Annotated in this window: 20 protein-coding genes and 1 tRNA gene; 15 read left to right on the top strand and 6 right to left on the bottom strand. The window is 61.0% G+C overall.

Annotation, left to right across the window (positions count from 1 at the left end):
• Window positions 1-72 precede the first annotated feature (72 nt).
• The 11 genes from ACODR9_RS01170 to ACODR9_RS01120 all read left to right on the top strand — a co-directional run bounded on the left by ACODR9_RS01170 (window position 73) and on the right by ACODR9_RS01120 (window position 11,517).
• The gene (locus ACODR9_RS01170) at window positions 73-2,442 is read left to right on the top strand and encodes a PAS domain-containing sensor histidine kinase (protein WP_488807170.1); all 2,370 of its coding nucleotides are present in this window, start codon (window positions 73-75) and stop codon (window positions 2,440-2,442) included.
• Entirely contained in the window at window positions 2,439-3,068 is a 630-nt protein-coding gene (locus tag ACODR9_RS01165) for a response regulator (protein ID WP_488807169.1), read from the top strand. Before ACODR9_RS01170 ends, ACODR9_RS01165 begins: the two co-directional genes overlap by 4 nt.
• 99 nt (window positions 3,069-3,167) lie before the next feature.
• On the top strand, window positions 3,168-4,217 hold the full coding sequence (locus ACODR9_RS01160) for an RNA methyltransferase (RefSeq protein WP_488807168.1): 1,050 nt from the start codon (window positions 3,168-3,170) through the stop codon (window positions 4,215-4,217).
• 97 nt (window positions 4,218-4,314) lie between these two features.
• A complete protein-coding gene (locus ACODR9_RS01155) occupies window positions 4,315-5,397 on the top strand; it encodes an HD domain-containing phosphohydrolase (RefSeq protein WP_488807167.1) in 1,083 nt (360 codons plus the stop codon).
• An 87-nt stretch (window positions 5,398-5,484) separates the two neighbouring features.
• A complete protein-coding gene (locus ACODR9_RS01150) occupies window positions 5,485-6,300 on the top strand; it encodes an alkaline phosphatase family protein (RefSeq protein WP_488807166.1) in 816 nt (271 codons plus the stop codon).
• Between the two features lie 128 nt (window positions 6,301-6,428).
• Window positions 6,429-6,902, top strand: a complete 474-nt coding sequence (locus ACODR9_RS01145) for an Xre family toxin-antitoxin system antitoxin (RefSeq protein ID WP_488807165.1) — start codon at window positions 6,429-6,431, stop codon at window positions 6,900-6,902.
• Window positions 6,899-7,375 carry an RES family NAD+ phosphorylase gene (locus ACODR9_RS01140; RefSeq protein WP_488807164.1) on the top strand — a complete coding sequence of 159 codons (477 nt, stop codon included), beginning with the start codon at window positions 6,899-6,901 and terminating at the stop codon, window positions 7,373-7,375. The genes ACODR9_RS01145 and ACODR9_RS01140 overlap by 4 nt, the downstream gene beginning before the upstream one ends.
• A 210-nt stretch (window positions 7,376-7,585) precedes the next feature.
• The gene (locus ACODR9_RS01135; RefSeq protein ID WP_488807163.1) at window positions 7,586-9,115 is read left to right on the top strand and encodes a catalase; all 1,530 of its coding nucleotides are present in this window, start codon (window positions 7,586-7,588) and stop codon (window positions 9,113-9,115) included.
• A gap of 99 nt (window positions 9,116-9,214) precedes the next feature.
• On the top strand, window positions 9,215-9,970 hold the full coding sequence (locus ACODR9_RS01130) for a helix-turn-helix domain-containing protein (protein WP_488807162.1): 756 nt from the start codon (window positions 9,215-9,217) through the stop codon (window positions 9,968-9,970).
• A 66-nt stretch (window positions 9,971-10,036) separates the two neighbouring features.
• Complete coding sequence (locus tag ACODR9_RS01125; protein WP_488807161.1) at window positions 10,037-10,690, top strand: LysE family translocator; 654 nt, start codon at window positions 10,037-10,039, stop codon at window positions 10,688-10,690.
• Window positions 10,691-10,719: 29 nt separating this feature from the next.
• On the top strand, window positions 10,720-11,517 hold the full coding sequence (locus ACODR9_RS01120; protein ID WP_488807160.1) for an alpha/beta hydrolase: 798 nt from the start codon (window positions 10,720-10,722) through the stop codon (window positions 11,515-11,517).
• 3 nt (window positions 11,518-11,520) lie between these two features.
• On the opposite strand, the gene ACODR9_RS01115 is transcribed toward ACODR9_RS01120, so the two are convergent.
• Window positions 11,521-14,931: an AAA family ATPase gene (locus tag ACODR9_RS01115; protein WP_488807159.1), complete on the bottom strand. Its 3,411-nt coding sequence runs from the start codon at window positions 14,929-14,931 to the stop codon at window positions 11,521-11,523.
• A complete protein-coding gene (gene sbcD / locus ACODR9_RS01110; protein ID WP_488807158.1) occupies window positions 14,928-16,145 on the bottom strand; it encodes an exonuclease subunit SbcD in 1,218 nt (405 codons plus the stop codon). The genes ACODR9_RS01115 and sbcD overlap by 4 nt, the downstream gene beginning before the upstream one ends.
• A 147-nt stretch (window positions 16,146-16,292) precedes the next feature.
• Between sbcD and ACODR9_RS01105 the strand changes: the two genes are divergently transcribed.
• The gene (locus ACODR9_RS01105) at window positions 16,293-16,850 is read left to right on the top strand and encodes a phospholipase D family nuclease (RefSeq protein ID WP_488807157.1); all 558 of its coding nucleotides are present in this window, start codon (window positions 16,293-16,295) and stop codon (window positions 16,848-16,850) included.
• Here the strand turns inward: ACODR9_RS01105 and ACODR9_RS01100 are convergent.
• Window positions 16,847-17,434: a cysteine hydrolase family protein gene (locus ACODR9_RS01100; protein WP_488807156.1), complete on the bottom strand. Its 588-nt coding sequence runs from the start codon at window positions 17,432-17,434 to the stop codon at window positions 16,847-16,849. The genes ACODR9_RS01105 and ACODR9_RS01100 overlap by 4 nt on opposite strands.
• A 137-nt stretch (window positions 17,435-17,571) precedes the next feature.
• Window positions 17,572-17,775 (bottom strand): cold-shock protein, encoded by a 204-nt coding sequence (locus ACODR9_RS01095; RefSeq protein ID WP_089083430.1) that lies wholly within the window; start codon window positions 17,773-17,775, stop codon window positions 17,572-17,574.
• Between the two features lie 386 nt (window positions 17,776-18,161).
• On the opposite strand from ACODR9_RS01095, the gene ACODR9_RS01090 reads away from it, so the two are divergent.
• The 3 genes from ACODR9_RS01090 to ACODR9_RS01080 all read left to right on the top strand — a co-directional run bounded on the left by ACODR9_RS01090 (window position 18,162) and on the right by ACODR9_RS01080 (window position 19,478).
• The gene (locus tag ACODR9_RS01090; RefSeq protein ID WP_488807155.1) at window positions 18,162-18,830 is read left to right on the top strand and encodes a glutathione S-transferase; all 669 of its coding nucleotides are present in this window, start codon (window positions 18,162-18,164) and stop codon (window positions 18,828-18,830) included.
• A 77-nt stretch (window positions 18,831-18,907) separates the two neighbouring features.
• A tRNA-Tyr gene (locus tag ACODR9_RS01085) sits at window positions 18,908-18,993 on the top strand.
• Between the two features lie 80 nt (window positions 18,994-19,073).
• Window positions 19,074-19,478, top strand: a complete 405-nt coding sequence (locus ACODR9_RS01080; RefSeq protein WP_488807154.1) for a hypothetical protein — start codon at window positions 19,074-19,076, stop codon at window positions 19,476-19,478.
• A gap of 182 nt (window positions 19,479-19,660) precedes the next feature.
• Here the strand turns inward: ACODR9_RS01080 and lipA are convergent, their stop codons facing one another.
• Complete coding sequence (gene lipA / locus ACODR9_RS01075) at window positions 19,661-20,608, bottom strand: lipoyl synthase (RefSeq protein ID WP_488807153.1); 948 nt, start codon at window positions 20,606-20,608, stop codon at window positions 19,661-19,663.
• Entirely contained in the window at window positions 20,605-21,228 is a 624-nt protein-coding gene (gene lipB / locus ACODR9_RS01070; protein WP_488807152.1) for a lipoyl(octanoyl) transferase LipB, read from the bottom strand. Before lipB ends, lipA begins: the two co-directional genes overlap by 4 nt.
• Window positions 21,229-21,234: the final 6 nt, after the last annotated feature.

Below are 21,234 nucleotides of genomic sequence, written 5' to 3'. Positions count from 1 at the left end.
GCATGGCCTCTCCCTTACCCCATTGCATTCAGGCTTCACATGCAACCGGCTCCTCGCCTTCGACATTTGCTTTTGGCCCTGACAGCCCTGCTGCTCAGCCTGTTCTGCACACTGGCCATGGCCGCCACGCCTGCTGCCCACAACTGGCTGGCCGCCCACCGCAACTGGCGCGTGGGCGTGGTACTGCAAGCCCCCTACGCCCAGATCAACCCGCGCAGCCATTTGCTGGAAGGGGCCGATGTCGAAGTGATGGTGCTGCTGGCCGACAAAATGGATGTCAGCCTGTCCTGGCGCACCTTTACCAACCAGCAAGCGCTGGACCGTGCGGTGGAAAACAATGAAGTCGACATTTCCCCTGGCATGCTGCAAACGCCAGCCAGCCTGCATCACTGGCTGTTCTCCCAGCCTTACCTGCGGGTGCCGCACAAGATTGTCGGCTTCCCGGATGGCAGCGGCAATGTGGTGGATCTGGACCGTCTGTCGCTGAGCGAACGGCTGGCGCTGGATGGCAATAGCGACGCCCTGCGTTTTGTCCGGCGCAATTATCCCGAGCTGCCTCGGGTGGAGGTGGCCAACGACCGCACCGCCCTGCAAACCGTGCAGCAGCAATATGCTGAATACGCCATTGTCGACGAAGCCCAACTGGCCACCTTGCTGAAGGAACCGGAATTCTCCCGTCTGGCGGTAGTGGGCGACCTGGGCTACACCCATTTGCTGCGTATCGCCGTGCGGCGTGACTGGCCAGAACTGCCCGCCGTGCTGGACCGCCAGTTACAGGACATTCCCGGCATCCGCATGGAGCAGCTTTATGCGCGCTGGATGCTGCCCAGCTACCCCCGGCTGATTGACTCCCTAAGCTTCTGGCACCGCATGACGCTCGCCCTGCTGCTGGCCACACTGCTGCTGGCTGGCCTGTTTGGCCACCAGCGCCAGCAACGCCGCTGGGCGGAAAAACGCTTGCTGGCTGCCAGGCTGGAGCTGGAAGCGCGTGACCTGGCAGAAGAATCACTGCGCCTCACCCAGTTTTCCATCGACAACAGCACCGTGGGCATCCTGTGGGTCAACTGGGATGGCCGCATCCAGTATGCCAACCGCGCGGTGGAAAGCATGTTGGGCTTTCCTGCCGAACAATTGCTCAGCCTGTCGCTGCCAGAACTGCAACCCTCGCTGGACAACAACCGCTGGCTGGATCTGTGGAACCAACTACGCAGCAGCAAGGCGCTAAGCAGCTTTGAAACCACCAGCCTCAAAGCCGACGGCCAGTTTTTGCCAGTCGGCGTCACTCTGAGCTTTCTCAAGTTTGGCCGTACCGAATACCTGGTGGTCTACCTCAATGACATCACCGAACGGCAAAAAGCCCGTGCCGCGCTGGAAGAAAGCGAAGCCCGCTTCAAAGGCATGGCCAGCAATGTGCCGGGCATGGTATTCCGGCTGGAGCGCCCGGCAGCGCAGCACCCGGTACGGCTGGCCTTTGTCAGCGACGCCAGCCAGACCATGCTGGGCTACAGCCCGCTGGATTTGATCTGCATGCCGGAAGGCTGGCTGGACGTGGTGGCTGCCGCAGACCGCGCCAGCTACCAGCAAGCCTGGCAGGATGCCGCCGACAACAATCACAACCTGGCCTGGCAGGGCCGCATGCTGCACCACGGCGGCGACATGCGCTGGGTGGACATCAAGGCAGCGGTGCGCTGTTTTGACGATGGCCACGTGGTGTGGGACGGCATTGTCTGGGATATCTCGGAAAACAAGCACAATGAATTGCAGCTGGCCGAATCGCGCGGCCTGCTGCGCAGCCTGTCCGGCCACCTGGAATCGGTCAGGGAAGAAGAAAAAGCCCGTATCGCCCGCGAAGTCCACGATGAACTGGGGCAGATTCTTACCGTATTGCGCCTGGAAACCTCAATGTGTGAACTGAGCTTTGGCCAGAGCGACAGCAAGCTGGCCGAGCGCCTGCAGGCAATGAAAAAGCTGATCGAGCAGACTTTCCAGATCGTACGCGACGTGGCCACCGCACTACGCCCGCCGGTGCTGGATGCCGGCATCGGCTCGGCCATCGAATGGCAGGCGCGCCGCTTTGAAAAGCGCAGCGGCATACCCTGCCTGATTGCGGTACCGGACACCCCCATCCCGCTGAGTGATGCGCGTGCCATCGGCGTGTTCCGCATCCTGCAAGAAGCCCTCACCAATGTTTTGCGCCACGCCGAAGCCAGCACGGTCAGCGTTGGCCTGACTTGCAACCAGGGCATGATCACCCTGAGCATTGCCGACGATGGCAAAGGTTTCGACCCGCAAGCCCATCGTCAGCTGCGCTCCTTTGGCCTGGTAGGCATCCGCGAGCGGGTACTGTTACTGGGTGGCAAACTGGATATCGACAGTCAACCGGAACAGGGCTGCACCCTGACCATCCGCCTGCCGGTAGAAGAAGGAAAGGAAATCGCATGATTCACGTCATCATTGCCGAAGACCACAAAATTGTCCGCGAGGGCATCAAGCAGCTGATATCACTGGCCGAGGACATCAGCGTGGTGGGCGAAGCCACCAATGGCACGCAGTTGCTGGAGCTGCTGCGCCAGACCAGTGCGGATGTCTTGCTGCTGGATATTTCCATGCCCGGCAGCAACGGGCTGGAAACCATTCCGCGCATCCGCGCACTGGATAATCCGCCCGCCATCCTGATGCTGTCCATGCACGACGAAGTGCAGATTGCCGCCCGCGCCCTCAAGGCCGGTGCCGCCGGATACAGCACCAAGGACAGCGACCCGGCGCTGCTGCTCACCGCCATCCGCAAGGTGGCAGGCGGCGGGCGCTACATCGACCCGCAACTGGCCGACCGCATGGTGTTTGAGGTGGGCCTCACCGACTCGCGCCCGGCGCACACCCAGTTGTCCGAGCGCGAATACCAGGTATTCGAGCGCCTGGTACACGGCACCAATGTCAACGAAATCGCCCAGCAACTGAACATCAGCGCCAAAACCGTCAGCACCCACAAGGTGCGGCTGATGCAAAAACTGCAAGCGCATTCTGTGGCCGACATGGTGCGCTATGCCATCGACCACAAGCTGATCTGATCCCGCACAGCGGGCAGGCCGATAAAGCCCTGTTCCTCGACCTGCCATTGCGCTACCCTAGCCGCCTTTGTTTTATTGGTCTCCTGCGACTTCCGTTTCATGCGCATTCAGGATTTTCACCACGCCCTCGCCGTGCTGGGCGCCCGTCCCTGCCATATCGGCCGGATCAACCGCGCCTGGCTGCAAGGCCTGGCGCTGGATCACGGCACCCGTCATCAGCAAAGCCAGCACTATTTCCCGCTGGCGGTACGTCAGGGCCTGCCCGCCCTCAGCGCCCAGCTGGAAGCGCTGGCGCGCACCCACACCCAACATGAGGCGGCGGACGCTTCGCAACGTCTGCTGGTGGAACTGGCTGATGGTCAGATGGTGGAAAGCGTGCTGTTGCCACGCGACGGGCTGTGTGTTTCCAGCCAGGTGGGCTGTGCCGTCGGCTGTACCTTTTGCATGACCGGCAAATCTGGCCTGCTGCGCCAGCTGGGCAGTGCGGAAATCGTCGCCCAGGTGGTACTGGCGCGGCGTATCCGCCCGGTGAAGAAGGTGGTGTTCATGGGCATGGGTGAGCCCGCGCACAATCTGGACAATGTGCTGGAGGCGATAGATTTTCTCGGCAGCGAGGGCAATATCGCCCACAAGAACCTGGTGTTTTCCACCGTGGGCGACCCGCGCGTATTCGAACGCCTGCCCGCCATGCGGGTAAAACCGGCGCTGGCGCTGTCGCTGCACACCACGCGGGCGGAGTTGCGCGCCAGCCTGCTGCCGCGCGCCCCGCAGATAACCCCGGAACAACTGGTCGCTCTGGGCGAACACTACGCCAGACAAGTGGGCTACCCCATCCAGTATCAATGGACGCTGCTTAAGGGCATCAACGACAGCCAGCAAGAAATGGACGCCGCCATTGCCTTGCTCAAGGGCAAGTATGGCGTGCTTAACCTGATTCCCTACAACAGCATGGAAGGCGACAGCTTCCAGCGTCCGGATGCAGAGCACATCCAGCACATGAAGCGTTATCTGCACCAGCACGGCGTGCTAACCAAGATCCGCGACTCCGCAGGCCAGGACATCGACGGCGGCTGTGGCCAGCTGCGCGCCCGCGCTGCCGACATCATCGACATCAGCCGCCTGCGCCGTCGTCATGGCGACACCGGCTGACAGATTTCATTGGCACGACAATTATCCTTCTTGTTAGAATGGTTATTTGCCGGACAATATCCCGTCCGGTTAAACAGAACAGCAAGAAAGAACCAGCGTGCGGCTTCGCTTTGAACAATGGCGTGACTTTCTCGACATCGATGCCGACAGCATCAACACCCTGCGCGAATTCTCCGGGCTGATCCGCCCGCATATGGATGCGCTGATGGATGCGGTATACAGCTATATCCACGCCAATGCCGCCGCCAGCGCCACCTTTACCGATGCCGCCGCCCTGCAGCGCGCCCGCGCCCACCAGCAGCATCACTGGCAGGAACACGTATTCGCCGGCAACTTCAATCAGGACTACCTGGAAGCCACCCTGACCATTGGCCGCACCCACCAGCGTCTGGGTGTGGATTTACGCTTTTATTCCGGTGCCTATGTCGTGGTGCTCAATCAGGTGGTGCAGCTACTGGACAAGCTGGTACAGGATGCCGCCACCCGCAGCCGCTACCTCACCGCCATCAACCGCGCGGTATTCCTGGACATGGGCCTGGCCACCTACGCCTATTACGACACCCTGCTTAATGCGTTGGAAGACATGGCGCAGGAAGTCACCCTCAGCCTGGCCCGAGCCGGCGAATACCGTGACAACGAAACCGGCAAGCACATTACCCGCATGAGCAAGATGTGCGAACAGCTGGCGCTGGCATTAGGCAAGGACGCCACCTGGGCGCATGCGCTGCGCATGGCCAGCCCGCTGCACGATGTGGGCAAGATCGGCGTGCCGGACCGCATCCTGCTCAAACCGGGCCGACTGGATGAAGCAGAATTCCAGATCATGCGTGAACACCCGCGCATTGGCGGCACCATCATCCCCGAGCACCCGGCCCTGGTTATCCGCATGGCACGGCGCATTGCCCTGACGCACCACGAAAAATGGGATGGTAGCGGCTACCCTGCCGGTTTGTGCGGCGAGGAAATCCCGCTGGAAGGTCGTATTGCCGCCATCTGCGATGTCTACGATGCACTGGTGTCCTCTCGCCCCTACAAACCAGCCTGGACCCAGCAAGCAGCACTGGATTTCCTGCAGCAGGAAAGTGGCCGTCACTTCGACCCGCATCTGGTGGAAACCTTTTTGCGCATCGTGCCGGAAATTGAATCCATCCAGAGCCGTTACGCCGAGGAAAGCTGCTGAACACAAGCCCGGATCTCATCACCAGCCTGTCATCAAGTCATGGCACACTGGCAGATGATATTCAGACTGCACAGTTCAGGAGACAAGATGCGCAGCAAGGTGATTCTGGTGGTGGTGGACGGCCTGGGCTGGCAAGCCGGCCAGGACTGTATGGGCTATCTGCAAGCCATGTGCGAAGCCGGACAGGCCAGCCTGCATCAGCTGCGCTGCGAGCTGCCCTCGCTGTCACGCCCCCTGTACGAGTGCATTCTTACCGGCACAACACCGGTGCAAAGCGGTGTGGTACATAACGATGTGGTGCGGCTATCCACCCAACAAAGCATCTTCAGCCTGGCGCGTGCAGCCGGGCTGCGCACGGCGGCAGCGGCCTATCACTGGGTGAGCGAGCTGTATAATCGCTCCCCTTATGATGCCGTCCGCGACCGGCTGACCGATGACGACAGCCTGCCTATCCAGCATGGCTTGTTCTACCACCAGGACCACTACCCGGACGATCACCTGTATATCGATGGCGAACTGCTGCGCCGTCGCCACAACCCGGACTTCCTGCTGATTCACCCCATGGGGGTGGACGATGCCGGCCACCGCTTTGGAGGCGACAGCATGCACTACCGCAATGCGGCCCGCGCCAACGACAAACTGCTGTCCCACTACCTGCCGCACTGGCTGGACCAGGACTACCAGGTACTGGTGACCAGCGACCACGGCATGAATGCCGACCACAGCCACGGCGGCGTATTGCCCGAGGAAAGACTGGTGCCGCTCTACCTGCTGGGGTCGCGCTTTTACCATGACAGCACCGCCCGCATACGCCAGGTGGAGTTATGCGGGCTGATGGCCAGCCTGCTTGGCATCACGCATAGCAAGCCGGACAACCAGGCCGTGCTACGCCAGCCCGACTAAGCATCGCAAACACGCCTTGCTCCAGCCATGTGCGGTACTGATCACGGCTGCGCAGCGGCAAGCTGGCTTGCCTTACCTCGGCAAAATGCCGATACTGTAACGGCAATTTGCTGAAAATGGAGCCTGCCATGGAAGCCAGCCGCTTTACCCCACGCAACAAGACACGCCCACCGCCGCTGCGCCGCAAGGGCGGCCTGCAGCTGGACGGCTTATCAAAACTACTGGGCCAACCGCTGCACACCGAGCTGGAGTTGGCCAACTCTGTAGCCGACGGGCTCTCTACCACCTTGATCACCAATCTGGGCAAGGCCGGGCTCAACCGCAGCGAACTAAGCTTTGTCATCCCCGAGCGCACCCTCAGCCACCGCATCCGCAAGGGCGAGCAGCTCAGCCGTGACGAATCCGAACGCGGTGTGCGGCTGGCCAACCTGCTGCTGCTGGCCGAACAAGTGCTGGGCAAACAGGACATTGCCACCGCCTGGCTGCGCCAGCCGCTGCAACGCTTCGACGGCGCATCACCGCTGGACACCGCCCGCACCGAACAGGGCGCACGGCTGGTGGAAGCCTTGCTGTTGCAGATCGACGAAGGCTATGTGGCATGATCGCCTGGCGCATCAGCAATTACGCCGACCTGCAGGGCCTGGGCGGCCTGCTGGTAGGTGGCCGCTGGCATAGCGCCGGCCAGCCGGTGGTGTATCTGGCCGATCACGCCGCCAGTGCCATGCTGGAAATGCTGGTGCACAGCGAACTACCCAGCCTGCCGCCTGGCTTTCAGCTGCTGAAAGTTGAGATTCCCGACCATTGCGTGATGCAGCTGGACGAAGCGGTGCTGGATGCAGACTGGCGACAGCATGCCGAGCTAAGCCAGGCCATGGGCGACGACTGGCTGGCCAGCGCTCCTTCTGCGGTACTGAGCGTGCCCAGCGCCCTAGTGGTGGATGGCTGCAACTACCTGCTCAATCCGCGCCATCCGGATGCAGCTTTGTGCAACATCGTGGACATCATCACCGCGCCGCTCGACCCCAGATTGCGTCGCCGCCAGCCGCCTGCTGGCTCGGCGACAAGCCATACTTAGTACCGGTTGCCAGGCCTATTAAGGCCGTGATAGCTCGCAACCAGACAGGCGACACACCACGCCAAGCAATTGAAATAAAAAGACATTTTCCCGGAAAATCACCGCTACTATTGAATAGCTTCTACTGATAGTTGCCATAAAAATTTCAAAATATATCCGCAACAACCCGCTCCCTAGACTGAAGGCCCTTTCACCTTCAGGACCCGCACCATGGCCAATCAGCGCCCTCTTCACGCCCTAGGCATCATCGCCCTCAGCCTGGCACTGCTCACCCCGGCACACGCCGCCCCTCTCACCCGTGACAACGGCGCTGCCGTTGGCGACAACCAAAATTCGCAAACTGCCGGCCCCAACGGCCCGGTGCTGCTGCAAGACGTACAACTCATCCAAAAACTGCAACGCTTCGACCGTGAACGCATTCCGGAACGGGTGGTACACGCGCGTGGCGCAGGGGCACATGGTGTATTTGAAGCCACAGCCGACATCCAGGCGCTATCCCGCGCCAAGGTATTTGCCAAGGGCAGCAAAACCCCGGTATTTGTGCGCTTCTCCACCGTGATTCACGGTCAGCACTCGCCAGAAACCCTGCGCGATCCGCGTGGCTTTGCCACCAAGTTCTACACCAGTGAAGGCAACTGGGACCTGGTTGGCAACAATCTGCCGGTATTCTTCATCCGCGACGCGATCAAGTTTCCCGACATGGTGCACTCGCTCAAACCGTCGCCAGATACCAATCTGCAAGACCCCAACCGCTTTTTCGACTTCTTCTCCCACCAGCCGGAAGCCACCCACATGCTCACCCGGCTGTATTCCGACTACGGCATCCCCAAGGGCTATCAGTACATGGATGGCAATAGCGTACATGCCTGGAAGCTGGTGAATGCGCAGGGCAAATATGTGTATGTGAAATTCCACTGGGCCAGCCGCCAGGGCCAGCACAATCTGACCATGCAGCAGGCCGCCGCCATACAGGCCAAGGATTTCAACCATGCCAGCCGTGAATTGATGGATGCCATCAAGCACAAGCGCTATCCGCAATGGGATCTGTACATCCAGGTGATGCAGCCAGAGGACATGGCCAAGCTCGACTACAACCCGCTGGATGCGACCAAGATCTGGACCGGCGTGCCGGAACGCAAGATCGGCACCATGACACTCAACCGCAACCCGGCCAATATCTTCCAGGAAACCGAGCAAAGCGCCTTTGCGCCGTCCAACCTGGTACCGGGCATCGAGCCTTCGGAAGACCGCCTGCTGCAAGGCCGAATCTTCTCCTACGCCGATACCCAGCTGCATCGCGTGGGGACCAACGGCCAGCAATTGCCGATCAACCGCCCGCACGTTGCCGTGGATAACAATAATCAGGATGGTGCAATGAATGGCGGCCAGCGCCAGGGTGCGGTCAATTACGAGCCCAGCCGCCAGGGCAAACTGCAACAGGACGCCAGCGCCCGTTACAGCCAGCTAGCGCTGACTGGCAGCACGCAACAGGCTGGCATCGCCAAAACGCTGAACTTCCGCCAGGCTGGCGAGTTCTATCGCAGCCTGAACAAGCAGGAACAAGCCAACCTGATTGCCAACCTGGCCGCCGACCTGGGCCAGGTCAGCAATGCAGCCACCCTCAACACCATGCTGTCCTACTTCTACAAGGCAGACAGCGGCTACGGCCAGGCCATCTGCAAGGTATTGAATGCCAATGTGGCAGAAGTGGCCAAACTGGCCGCCCAGCTGCGCGACTAAGCCTGCCTTGCCCGCCCCGGTGGGCAAGCAGAAGCAAACCGGCTGCCGGCGGGCAACACACCGCTGGCAGCCATGCCATGACATGGCTATAGTCGCAGCATGATCCTGCTGCGCACCCCGCTGCTGGAACTGGCACGTGTTAGCGCCAGCGCCCAGGGCTTTCCCCGCCACACCCACGACGAATACGTCATCAGCGCCAATCTGGGCGGGCTGGAAGCCGTCTGGCTGGACGGAAAATCATTCACGGTCAGCCCGGACATGCTCACCATCTACCCGCCACAAGCGGTACAGGCCAGTCACAGCCTGAGTGGCAGCGGCTGGGAATGTCTATCGCTGTATGTCGCCCCCGCAGCTTTTGCCACACTATTTGACTGCACCCCACCCGACCTGCCCAGCCATCTGGCACAGCCGGAATGTGCCGCCCGCCTGAAACACATCGCCCAGCTGGAAACCAGCTTGCGCGAGGAAGCCATCATCCACTTCCTGGGGCAACTGCTGACCCAGGCCGACCACGCCTCACCACGCCACAGCCGACAGGACAGCCCGCTGCTGCAACGGTCGCGCCAGCAACTGCTGGATGATCTGTCCCAGCCGGTGACACTGGAGCAGCTGGCGCATGAGGCTGGCGTAACACCGGCGCATTTGGTGCGGCGCTTTCAAGCAGTCAGCGGTCTGCCTCCGCTGGCCTGGCAGATGCAGCAGCGCATGGCCGCCGCGCGCCGCATGCTACGTAGCGGCATGCCAATTATCGACGTGGCGCTGGCCACCGGTTTTGCCGACCAGGCCCATTTCAGCAAAGCCTTCAGCCGCTTTTGCGGCATGTCGCCCGGCCGCTATCGCCAGATCAATTTTTGACAAGACGCCTGCCATCCCGCCCCGTATCATCGGGGCTGTTTTCTTGGCACCTACGGATTCGCTGTCATGCTGGCCATCGCCACCAAGGGGTTTTTACTGTCCATTTCACTGTGTCTGGACATCGGCATCGTTAATGCCGCACTAATCAATACCGGCCTGCGCAAAGGCTTGCGCCCGGCGCTGCTGATGGGGCTGGGTTCCTGTTTTGGCGACCTGTTCTACGCCCTGCTGTCCTTGCTGGGCATGTCGCTGCTGTTCGGCTTTACCCCGGTACGCTGGATCATGTGGCTGGGCGGCGGCAGCGTGCTGCTGTGGCTAAGCTGGAAAATGGCCCGTTCGGCCTGGCATGAGTTTTATCACCCAAGCAGCGGCGACAGCAGCCGCAGTGCGGATGATGGCCAACGCCGCAGCACGGCGGCGGAGTTCTGGCGCGGCCTGCTGATGGCACTGGCCTCGCCCTCATCGCTGCTGTGGTTTGCCGCCGTGGGCGGCAGCATCATTGCCCAGTCCACCGATGGCAGCTCGCTGGCAGCCAGCGTGTTTCTGGGTGGATTTTTCCTCGGCGGCCTTGCCTGGTCGTCCTTTCTGGCCTGGCTGGCCAGCCATGGCCAGAAGCTGGTGGGCCACCGCCTGCTGCTGTACTGCAATGCCGCATCGGCCGCCTTGTTTGCCTACCTGGCGCTGGGCGTCATCGTGCATGGCTACCAGACCTTGCTATAAAGAGCCATCTGCCCACGCGAGCCCCTGCCATGTTGCGATACCTACGCCTGCTGTTGTTGTCCCTGCTGGGACTGATCGCCACCACCGCACTGGCGGACACCCTCGGCCCAAGCTTGGGCGTGGTGCTGATGCACGGCAAGGGCGGCAGCCCGGACAAACATGTTGCCGGGCTGGCCAGCGCCCTGCGCCAGCAAGGCGTACTGGTGGCCAATCTGGATATGCCGTGGTCGGGGCAGCGCGAATACGATGCCGATGTCGCCAGCGCAGTGAATCAGGTACAAGAGGCAGTGCAAGCACTGCGCAGCCAGGGCGCGCGCAAGCTGGTGGTGGCCGGCCATAGCCAGGGCGGGCTGTTTGCGCTGTATCTGGCAGGACGCCTGCATCTGGATGGCGTGATTGCCATTGCACCGGGCGGCAATGTAGCGGCTGGCACACCGCGCGACCGGCTGGCCGATACCGTCGCCCAAGCCCGCAGCCTGCTGGCCAGCGGCCATGGCGAGGAAAAAACCCGGCTGGCGGATTTTGAAGGCAGCAAGGGCCTGTACCCGATCACCACCACGCCGCGCATCTATCTGGACTGGTTTGATCCAGACGGGGCGATGAACCAGAGCAAAGCCGTGCAGCAGGTACAGGCCAGCGTGCCGGTGCTGTATATCTCACCAGAGGGCGACTACCCCGCCTTGCAGCGGGTGCGCCAGAGCATGTTCGACGCCCTGCCAGCCAATCCAGCCAGCCAGTTGCTGATTCCGCCGGGCAGCCATCTGCAGGCACCGACTGCCGCGATACCCGGCATTGTCGACTGGCTGGGCCGCCTGGTGCGGGACTGAAACTCAGCCGCCAACCACCGACAGCGCCGACAAGCCCACGCCACCGGTGCGGGCCACCCTGATCTGTACCGCAATACGTTCTTTCATGCCTTCCACATGGCTGATCACGCCTATCATCTTGCCGCTGGCATTCAGGCTGTCCAGCGCATCCAGTGCAATTTCCAGCGTTTCGGCATCCAGCGTGCCAAAGCCTTCGTCCAGAAACAGCGAGTCGATGGAGGTTTTGTGGCTGACCAGATCAGACAACGCCAGCGCCAGCGCCAGGCTGACCAGAAAGCTCTCGCCGCCCGACAAGGTGCGGGTATCGCGGCAGACATCAGCCTGCCAGCTGTCAACGATTTCCAGTTCCAGCTCGCCCTCTGCCTTGCGCTGCAATTGATAGCGCCCTTGCAGGCGCGCCAGCTGACGGTTGGCCAGATACACCAGATGATCCAGCGTCAGACCCTGGGCGAAACGGCGGAACTTGTCGCCCTTGGCCGAGCCGATCAAACCGTCCAGCCGCTGCCAGCCATCACTGTCTTCCTGCTGCCGCAGTATTTGCTCCAGCAGACCCTGCAAGCTGGCGCGACGCTCATCATCACTATCCAGCAAGGCCTGCAGGGCTCCGCATTGGGCGCTTAACTGCTGCCGTCCGGCATCCAGCTCTGCCTGCTGCTGTAGCAACTGCTCCAGCGGCAACGGGCTGTGCTGTGCGGTTTCCAGCGCCTGGCGCTGCTGGCTGGCGGACAGTAACAGGGCCTCGGCCTGCTGCACTGCCTTGTCCAGCTGCTGCTGCATGGACTGCAAGGCTTCACGTTGCGCATCCGGCAGACAGGCGGCGACAAAAGCGCGCTCATCGGCAAAAGGACTGCTGGCCAGTGCCTGTTGCCACTGGGCATCGGTGCTGCGCAATAGCGCTTGCTGCTCGGCCTGATCCTGCTGCCGTTGCAACTGCTGCCCATGCAGCTGGGCCAGCTTAGCCGCCAGGTCTGCGCGCTGTTGCTGGCAGCTTTCCAGTTGCGCGGCAGCATCTGCTGCCAGCGGCAAGGCTGGCTGATCCGGCAGGGCCAGTTGCCCCCACCATTGCTGCCACTGCTGTAGCTGGCTGTGGGCGTGCGCCAGCTGTAGCTCCTGGCGGGCCAGCACCTGCTCCAGTTGCTGCATGGCGTGTTGTTGCTGTTGCCAGTCTTGCCATTGCTGCTCGCGCGCTGCCAGCCAGGCGGCTGCATCTTCCGGCATGGCATGGCCCGCTGCGGATAGCGCTTGCTCCAGCTGCTGCCACTGCGTGGTGGCCTGTTCTTGCTGAGCCAGCAGCTCGGCATCTGCCTGACAGCCCTGTTGTTGCAGGCTGTCCAGCGCTTGCTGCTGCAAGGCCAGCTCGGCTTGTGCAGCCTGCCAGCGCTGCTGTAGTTGTTCTCTAAGCTGCTGTGCCTGTTGCCAGCGCTGCGCGGCAGCTTCTGCCTGCTGCAAGTGCTGTTCTGCCAGTACCTGGCGCTGTGCGGCCTGCTGCGCACCGCTGTGCAATACCGTGACATCCTGCCAGGCGGTGGCATCCACCCCCAGCACCGCCGCCATTGCCTGCCATTGTTGTTGCCATTGCTGCTGGCTGTCGTCCTGCGCCTGCCACTGCGCTTGCAGGCTTTCCAGCTGCTGTTGCAGAGCAGCCAGCCGCAACCTGGCCTCCTGCCCCTGGGCCTGTACCACTTCCAGCCGGGCTTGCGTGTCCTGCACAGCCTGCCGGGCAGCCGAGCTATCCGCAGCTTGGTATTGCTGCACCAGCGGGTGCTCGCTGGCACCGCATAGCGGACAGGGCTGGCCGGCTTGCAGCAGGGCCCGTTGCGCTTCCAAACCGTGAATACGCAGCTCCAGCTCCAGCAGCCGCTGCTTGTCGGCCAGTTGCTCCTGCAACTGCCGGTACTGTGCCCGCAAGACACTCAGGGTCTGCTCGTATTCCGGCAGCAGCGCCTGCTGCCCGGCCATGGTTTGTGCCAGTGCTTGCTGCGCCTGTGCCATCTGACGCAGCTGTGCGGCCAGTTGCATGGCACTTTGCCAGTATTGCTGGTGCTGCTGTGCGGCCTGCCATTGCTGGCGCAAGCTGGCTACATCCGACGGCAGGCCGGTGGCAGCGGCCTGCTCGGCCTGTGTTGCCTGCTGCCAGTCGGCCTCTGCCTGCCGGCACAGTTCCTGTTGCTGAAGCATGCCCTGCTGCCGCATCAACAGCGTTTGACGCTGCTGGCTGCGCTGCTGAACCATACGGGCGATGTCCTGCTGCGTCCGCGCATGCTGGGCAAACTGATTGCGCCAAAGGGGGAGTTGCTCACCTAGCCGGGCCAGCGCTGGCGCTGTCTGCTGCTGTAACTGCCATTGCTGCCATTGCGCCCGCCCCTGGGCCAACTGCCGCTCGGCTTCCTCTGCCTGCTGCCGCGCCAGGCTGAGGCCTTGCCAGTTAAGTTGCTGCCACTGTTGCTGGCTGTCCTGCTGCTGCCGCTGCAGCTGTTGCAATGCGGCTTCGCCTTCCGCCAGGCGCTGCCCCATGGCCTGCCATTGCCGGTACAAGGGCTGCAGTCGGTTGGCGGGCGCGCTGTCAGCCAGTTGCTGCAATTGGGGTGCCGCCTGCTGCAGTGCCGCCTTGGCCTGCGCCAACTGCTGGCTGGCTTGCTGCTCTTGCTGTTGTGCCTGCGCCAGTTGCTGCTGCAACTGCACCGCCCGGCTTACATCCTGCAGCTGCGCCGCCAGTGCCTGTTGTTGCTGGCCTGCTGCATCCAGTTGCTGCTGCATGACGCTGCGCTCGGCTACCTCCAGCAGTTCCACCCCGCCCGCCCGTGCCTGCAGTTGCTGCAATGCCTGACGGCTGTCACGGGCCTGTTCGAATACGCGCTGGGAAATCTGACCATACAGTTCGGTGCCGGTCAGCTCTTCCAGTAGCTCAGCCCGCTCATTGGGGCTGGCATTGAGAAAGGCGGCAAACCCGCCCTGGGCCAACAGCATGGACTTGGTGAAGCGGGCAAAATCCAGCCCGGTAATGGCGGCAATGCGCTTGAGTTTGTCATTGCTATGGCTGGTGAGGATGGTGCCATCGCCGTCGGCCAGCTCCACCCGTGCCGCTTGCAAGGCACCATCGGCCTTGTCTCGGGCGCGGCGCTGGCTCCAGAACGCCCGGTAAACCTTGCCCTTCACCTCAAACTCCACCTCAGCCAGACAGTCGGCAGTATGGCGGGTCATGATGTCGTTGCTGCTGGTCGAGATGGTCTTCAGCCGTGGCGTTTCGTGGTAAAGCGCCAGACAGATGGCATCCAGCAGGGTGGACTTGCCAGCACCGGTGGGGCCGGTAATGGCAAACAGGCCGTTGTCGCGGAATGGCGGCTGACTGAAATCGATTTTCCACTCGCCCTTGAGCGAATTCAGGTTTTTCAGGCGCAGGGTGAGGATTCTCATGCCTGCTCCTCCTGCAAGGCAGTCAATACCTGCCGATAGCGCAGGCGCAGGTCTGCCGCCTGCGCGTCATCAATGTGCTCCAGCTCCAGCCGGCGTGCGAAGACATCATCGGCGCTCAGTTCGTCCAGGGTGCTGCGTTCAGCAGGCAAGAAAGCCGCCTGCTGGCTGCGGGCGCGGCGTAGGCGCAGTAGTTCCGCCGGCTGGCCATCCAGCAGCTGCTGGATGCGGATTTGCAGATCGGACAGATAGTCATCCCCCTCCACCGTCACTTCCAGCCACAGCAGCTGTCCGTCTGCAATGCCCGCAAGGGCGGCCGGAATGCTGCGCTGCAATTCAGCCAGGGTTCCACGCAGGCTGCACAGGGGCTGAAAACAAGGTACGGTCAGCGGCGTAATGTTAAGCGGAGCACTGTCCGCGATTTCCAGCAGCAGCATTTGCTTGCTCTGGCCCAGCTCATCAAAACTCAGGGCCAGCGGCGATCCGCTATAGCGAATATGTGACTGCCCCCCCACCTGCTGCGGACGGTGGATATGGCCCAGCGCAATGTAATCGAACGGCGGAAAGGCATTACTGGGAAAGGCATCCAGCGCGCCAACATAAATTTCGCGTACGGATTCGCTGCTGCTGGCGCCCACGGTGGTGAGGTGCCCGCTGGCCAGAATGGGCAGCGCTGCGCCCATGGCCGTGCGCTGCGCCACGGCCAGCTGATACAGCGCCTGGTAATGACTGGCAATGGCCTGCTGCAGGCCAAGCTGCTTGTCCTCGGCACTCTGCCCAGCCTGGCTTTGCATCACGTCGCGGGCACGGATGAAGGGGACGGCACACAGCAAGGCGGCGGGCTGACCTGCCTTGTCGCGCAGTGTCAGCACCTGCTGCGCGATATCTTCCGCCACCGCCGGCACCACGGTGCAGCCCAGATAAGCCAGCAACGGCCGGCTTTCTTCCAGCGTGGCCACCGAGTCGTGATTACCCCCCAGCAGCACCAGTTGGCAGCGGGCCTCGTGCAGGCGCACCACCAGTTGGTTATAGAGTTCGCGCGCATAGCTGGGCGGCGCACCGGTATCAAAAATGTCCCCGGCCAATAGCACGGCATTGATATCCAACGCAGCCACTTGCTGTAACAGCCAGTCAATCAGGGCCTGATGCTCGGCCTGACGGCTGCGCCCCATGAAATGCTGGCCCAGATGCCAGTCGGATGTGTGAAGTATGCGCATGCCATCGCTTTAGCCGGAAATCAGCGCGCATTCTAGCAAGAGCCGGGCCATCCTGCCTCTAGCATCGGCACAGACGGCCTATCAAACCGCCATACCTGCCCCTGCGCTGCAGCGCGCCGCCAACGCCATCGTGTCAGAATGAAAACCATGACCACACCATTACGCTCATTTCTGCCCTGCCTGCTACTGCTGAGCACGCTGGCAAGCGCGGCTGCCAACCCGGCGCTCCCTGGCAGCATGCGCAGCGAGGCTGCCTTTTCCCCCGACCCGGCTGCACTGGAGCTGATATTGAAAGGCATACGCAGTGCGCGCCGTTCCATCCACGTGGCGGCTTATGTCTTCACCAGCAAACCGGTGGCCTTTGCCTTGCTGGATGCGCGTCAGCGCGGCGTTGAGGTTGCGCTGGTGGCCGACAGCAAGGAAAACAAGGCAAGCTACAGTGCCACACGCTTTCTTGCCAACCGGCACTTGCCGGTAAGGCTGAACGGAAAATATGCGATTCTTCATGACAAATTCATGATTATCGATCAGCTACACGTACAGACCGGCAGCTTCAATTACACGGCAGCGGCAGCGTCAAAGAATGCAGAAAACGTGCTGATCATCTGGAATGCACCGGAGCTTGCTGCACGCTATGAAGCGCAATGGCAACAGCTTTGGCAGGAGGCAGAGCCACTGGAAGGCAGTAGCAGCACAGGAAACTAGCCAGCACCCTGCTGGCAGGCGCTGACAATTTCCGCCGCCAGACAAACCCGGCAATATTCGCCATCCATATTGGCCAGCGACATGGCATGCACTTTATCGGCACTGCGCCAGCGCCCAGCCCAGTCATGCCGGGCAAAGGTAAAGCAGGCATCCTCAACCAGATAAACACAGTAGCCCAGATTGCCAGCCATGCGCACCGTGGCCTCCACCGAATTGCTGGTGGCCACACCCAGTACAACCAGGGCATGACAATGGCGGGCTTGCAATTGAGCATGCAGATCAGTGCCGATAAAGGCCGAGTTGGTCTGTTTCGGCACTACCCACTCACCCGGCTGCGGCAGCACTTGCGGCTTGAAGGCATGGCCGGGCTGGCCAGGCCGATAGGTAGAGCCAAGCTCCTGCGAATCATGTCTGATATGGCAGATCGGCCTTTGCTGGCTGCGCCACAGGGCTAGCAATCCTGCGGCCACCTGTTCAGCCTGCGGATTATTGCGCTCGCCCCAACAGGGCTCATCAACCGCGCACTGCAAATCCACCAGCAGCAGCAAGGCATTGTTGGGCAGGGTAATGGGATGCACGGGCATGCAGGCACTTTCGTCAAATCAATACCAAAGCATAACAGTGCTGGCCATAAAAAAACCCACCAGACAAAAGTCGGGTGGGTTTTTTTGTACAGAACCAGTCTCTGCCATACGGCAGAAAACCAGTCAGTATCTAAAGCTTACAGCGGCTGAACGTTGGTAGCAGCCGGGCCTTTTTGGCCAGCAGCCTTAACGTAGCTTACCTTCTGACCGTCTTGCAGCGACTTGAAGCCGTCTACTTTGATTTCGGAGAAGTGTACGAACAGGTCGTCGCCGCCTGCATCCGGAGTGATAAAGCCAAAGCCTTTGGCGTCATTGAAGAATTTTACGGTGCCGGTTTCCATGATATATCCCTGACATAAAACAAATTAAAAACAGAGCAAATGCTCACAAACAAGACATCAAGGGATAGATATTTGAACAATTAGGCACTCTGTTGGGAGGGACACCACTGTAACGAAATAGGCACAACTCTTGAAATCCTGCCCGACCGTTATACGCACCTGGCGGCCATTGGTCAAACATTATCTGCCAAATCCCCAAAATAAATGCCGGTAATGGCAAAGACAGGCATCAGCCACTCAAAACCAATGCCGACTTCATGCTACGTTCACCCGGCAACTTACCTCCCCGCCCTCGCAAGCAAGACCGCACCCGGCAATACAAAAGTCTTCTGCTTTACGCAGCCGCTCTCTATCATCGCAGCATCTTCCACCACCACGGAGCAGCCATGATTACCCTGCACCATCTGAACAACTCACGCTCGCAACGCATCATCTGGCTGCTTGAAGAGCTACAACTGCCATACAACATTGCTCGCTACCAGCGCGACAGCAAAACCATGCTGGCACCTGCCGCACTGAAAGCCATTCATCCGCTGGGCAAATCACCCGTTATTACTGATGGCGATGTCGTGGTGGCGGAATCAGGGGCCATCATCGAATACCTTACCGACAAACCCGGAGCCCACTGGCTGAAACCGGCAGCAGGCAGCAAGGCCCTGCTGGACTACCGCTACTGGCTGCACTACGCCGAGGGCTCGGCCATGCCGCCACTAGTCATGAGCCTGGTATTTTCGCGCCTGGACAAACCACCCATGCCCGCCTTGCTACGCCCGCTGGCGCGCCTGATTGCCAATGGCGTACGCAAAAGCTATCTGCAACCGCAGCTGGAGATGCACCTTAACCATATAGAAGCGCAACTGGCCTTGAGCGGCTGGTTTGCCGGCGACGCATTCAGTGCAGCCGACATCCAGATGAGCTTCCCGCTGGAGGCGGCAAATGCCGTTGGCTTGATTACAGACCAACTGCCGCATATCCGCGCTTTTCTGCACACCATCCATGCCCGGCCAGCCTATCAGGCCGCCTTACAGCAAGGTGGGCCCTACGCTTATGCCTGATCGGGCAGCGCGGATAGAAAATTCCGCGCAGGCTCTTGACGAGAAAAAACAGCCTCGCTATCATGCCGCTCTCTTCTGGAGGGGTTACCCCAGCGGTCAACGGGTCCGGACTGTAAATCCGGCGGCTCAGCCTTCGAAGGTTCGAATCCTTCTCCCTCCACCAGCATTCCGAAAAGGCCCGACATCGCGTTCGGGCCTTTTTCATGCCGCCAGCAGCGGCGCCACTCAGCAGGAGACACGTCCATGGCCAGCAAAAACGGCAAAGCAAGCAAGCCCAAGACAGCCCAACCGGCGCGCCTGGCCGAGCAAAAACGTTTTCAACGCACGGAAGACGCTTGCCGCCACATCATGGACCTGCTGTTTGGCATGCAACGTGCCGAACGCTTTAACCAAGAAGAGCTGGCAGGAAAATACGCCACCATGGCCGGCATCCACTATCGCAAGATCCGCAATGGCAAGGTACTGGGTGCGGCCGACTTCAATGCCGCAGTAGAAGTCTGCACCGCCGCGCGGCGCTGCCTGCAGCAACTGGATGCCAGCCTGCAGTTCGAGCAGTTGCCGGACAGTGCCGGCCTGCAACAAATCCTGCCGTTGATTGATGGCGTATTGGCTGACTATCAACAGCTAAAATCCGGCAAGCAAGCCTGAAGCATCCCACCGCCCACAGCACCCCTGCAGCGCCTTTTACAGCCTGCGGCGGTTGGCCCCGCCCCGCCAGCCGGAGTGCTGAGCAAAACAAAAGGCTGCATGGCTGCCGACGGGATATGTCGACAGGCACGCAGCCTTGATTACACCTGCCGCATCAACTCGGACGCGGCAATGCCTGCTGATTACACGCCAGCCTCATGCGCTTGCACGTCGGCATGGTAGCTGGAGCGCACCATGGCACCGACTGCCGCGTGGGCAAAGCCCATTTCGTAGGCTTTTTCTTCGAACATCTTGAAGGTGTCGGGGTGGACGTAACGCAATACCGGCAGGTGACCGTCGGACGGTTGCAGGTATTGGCCGATGGTCAGCATGTCCACATTGTGGGCGCGCAGGTCGCGCATCACTTCGAGGATTTCCTCGTCAGTCTCACCCAGGCCTACCATCAGGCCGGACTTGGTACGCACCGCCGGGTTCTTGGCCTTGTAGTCCTTGAGCAACTGCAAGGAATGTGCGTAATCGGCACCCGGACGGGCTTGTTTGTACAGGCGCGGCACGGTTTCCAGATTGTGGTTCATCACATCCGGCGGCGTGGTGGTGAGAATATCCACCGCCAGATCCAGTCGGCCACGAAAATCTGGCACCAGGGTTTCGATCTGGGTGTTCGGCGAAGCGGCACGTACGGCACTGATGCAGTCAGCAAAATGCTGGGCACCGCCATCGCGCAGGTCGTCACGGTCTACCGAGGTTACCACCACATACTTCAAGCGCATGGCGGCTACGCTCTCGGCCAGGTGTTTGGGCTCGTTTTCGTCCAGCGGATTCGGGCGGCCATGGCCCACATCACAGAAAGGGCAGCGTCGGGTGCAGATGTCACCCATGATCATGAAAGTGGCCGTACCCTTGCTGAAGCACTCACCGATATTGGGGCAGGTGGCTTCTTCGCACACGGTATGCAGTTTCTGATCGCGCAGAATCTGTTTGATTTCATGAAAACGCTGGCCGGTGGGTAGCTTGGCGCGAATCCATTCCGGCTTTTTCAGTTTTTCATCCAGCGGCACGATCTTGATGGGGATGCGTGCGGTTTTGGCGGCGCCTTTATGCTTGACCCCTGCCTCGTTGTCCAACTTCATGCTGTCTCCTTCACCACGGTCAGGTGTTTTTCCAGCTGGGGCAGTAGCAATGCAGCCACTTGCGCCAGGGTTTTATCCACCCCCAAATCCTTCATTTGCGTCACCCGCAAGCCTTCGTAGCCGCAGGGATTGATCCAGCTGAACGGTGTCAGGTCCATGTCCACATTCAGTGACAGGCCGTGATAGACCGCTCCGTTCTTGATGCGCAAGCCCAGCGAGGCAATCTTGGCACCGTCCACATACACACCCGGCGCATTCACGTCGCCATTGGCGGTGATGCCCTGCCCGGCCAGCATATCGATGACTGACTGCTCGATGCGGCGCACCAGTTCGCGCACGCCAATATGCATGCGCTTGAAATCAATCAGCAGATACACCACCAATTGGCCCGGGCCATGATAGGTCACCTGGCCGCCACGGTCGGTTTTTACCACCGGAATATCAGTCAGCCGCAACAGGTGTTCCGGCTTGCCAGCCAGGCCCTGGGTGTAGACCGGATGATGCTCCACCACCCACAACTCGTCCGGGGTTTCGGCACTGCGGGTATCGGTAAAGGCCTGCATGGATCGCCAGGTCGGCTCGTAATCCACCAGCCCCAAATGCTTGATCAGACGCTGCACGCGCTT

The sequence above is a fragment of the Aquitalea sp. FG25 genome, from assembly GCF_057809375.1.
This window is presented reverse-complemented; position numbering and strand designations above follow the sequence as displayed.

Coding starts and splice junctions, on each gene's coding strand:
- ACODR9_RS01165 (WP_488807169.1), top strand. CDS start 2,439: ATGATTCACGTCATCATTGCCGAAGACCACAAAATTGTCCGCGAGGGC.
- ACODR9_RS01160 (WP_488807168.1), top strand. CDS start 3,168: ATGCGCATTCAGGATTTTCACCACGCCCTCGCCGTGCTGGGCGCCCGT.
- ACODR9_RS01150 (WP_488807166.1), top strand. CDS start 5,485: ATGCGCAGCAAGGTGATTCTGGTGGTGGTGGACGGCCTGGGCTGGCAA.
- ACODR9_RS01145 (WP_488807165.1), top strand. CDS start 6,429: ATGGAAGCCAGCCGCTTTACCCCACGCAACAAGACACGCCCACCGCCG.
- ACODR9_RS01140 (WP_488807164.1), top strand. CDS start 6,899: ATGATCGCCTGGCGCATCAGCAATTACGCCGACCTGCAGGGCCTGGGC.
- ACODR9_RS01135 (WP_488807163.1), top strand. CDS start 7,586: ATGGCCAATCAGCGCCCTCTTCACGCCCTAGGCATCATCGCCCTCAGC.
- ACODR9_RS01130 (WP_488807162.1), top strand. CDS start 9,215: ATGATCCTGCTGCGCACCCCGCTGCTGGAACTGGCACGTGTTAGCGCC.
- ACODR9_RS01125 (WP_488807161.1), top strand. CDS start 10,037: ATGCTGGCCATCGCCACCAAGGGGTTTTTACTGTCCATTTCACTGTGT.
- ACODR9_RS01120 (WP_488807160.1), top strand. CDS start 10,720: ATGTTGCGATACCTACGCCTGCTGTTGTTGTCCCTGCTGGGACTGATC.
- ACODR9_RS01115 (WP_488807159.1), bottom strand. CDS start 14,931: ATGAGAATCCTCACCCTGCGCCTGAAAAACCTGAATTCGCTCAAGGGC.
- sbcD (WP_488807158.1), bottom strand. CDS start 16,145: ATGCGCATACTTCACACATCCGACTGGCATCTGGGCCAGCATTTCATG.
- ACODR9_RS01105 (WP_488807157.1), top strand. CDS start 16,293: ATGACCACACCATTACGCTCATTTCTGCCCTGCCTGCTACTGCTGAGC.
- ACODR9_RS01100 (WP_488807156.1), bottom strand. CDS start 17,434: ATGCCCGTGCATCCCATTACCCTGCCCAACAATGCCTTGCTGCTGCTG.
- ACODR9_RS01095 (WP_089083430.1), bottom strand. CDS start 17,775: ATGGAAACCGGCACCGTAAAATTCTTCAATGACGCCAAAGGCTTTGGC.
- ACODR9_RS01090 (WP_488807155.1), top strand. CDS start 18,162: ATGATTACCCTGCACCATCTGAACAACTCACGCTCGCAACGCATCATC.
- ACODR9_RS01080 (WP_488807154.1), top strand. CDS start 19,074: ATGGCCAGCAAAAACGGCAAAGCAAGCAAGCCCAAGACAGCCCAACCG.
- lipA (WP_488807153.1), bottom strand. CDS start 20,608: ATGAAGTTGGACAACGAGGCAGGGGTCAAGCATAAAGGCGCCGCCAAA.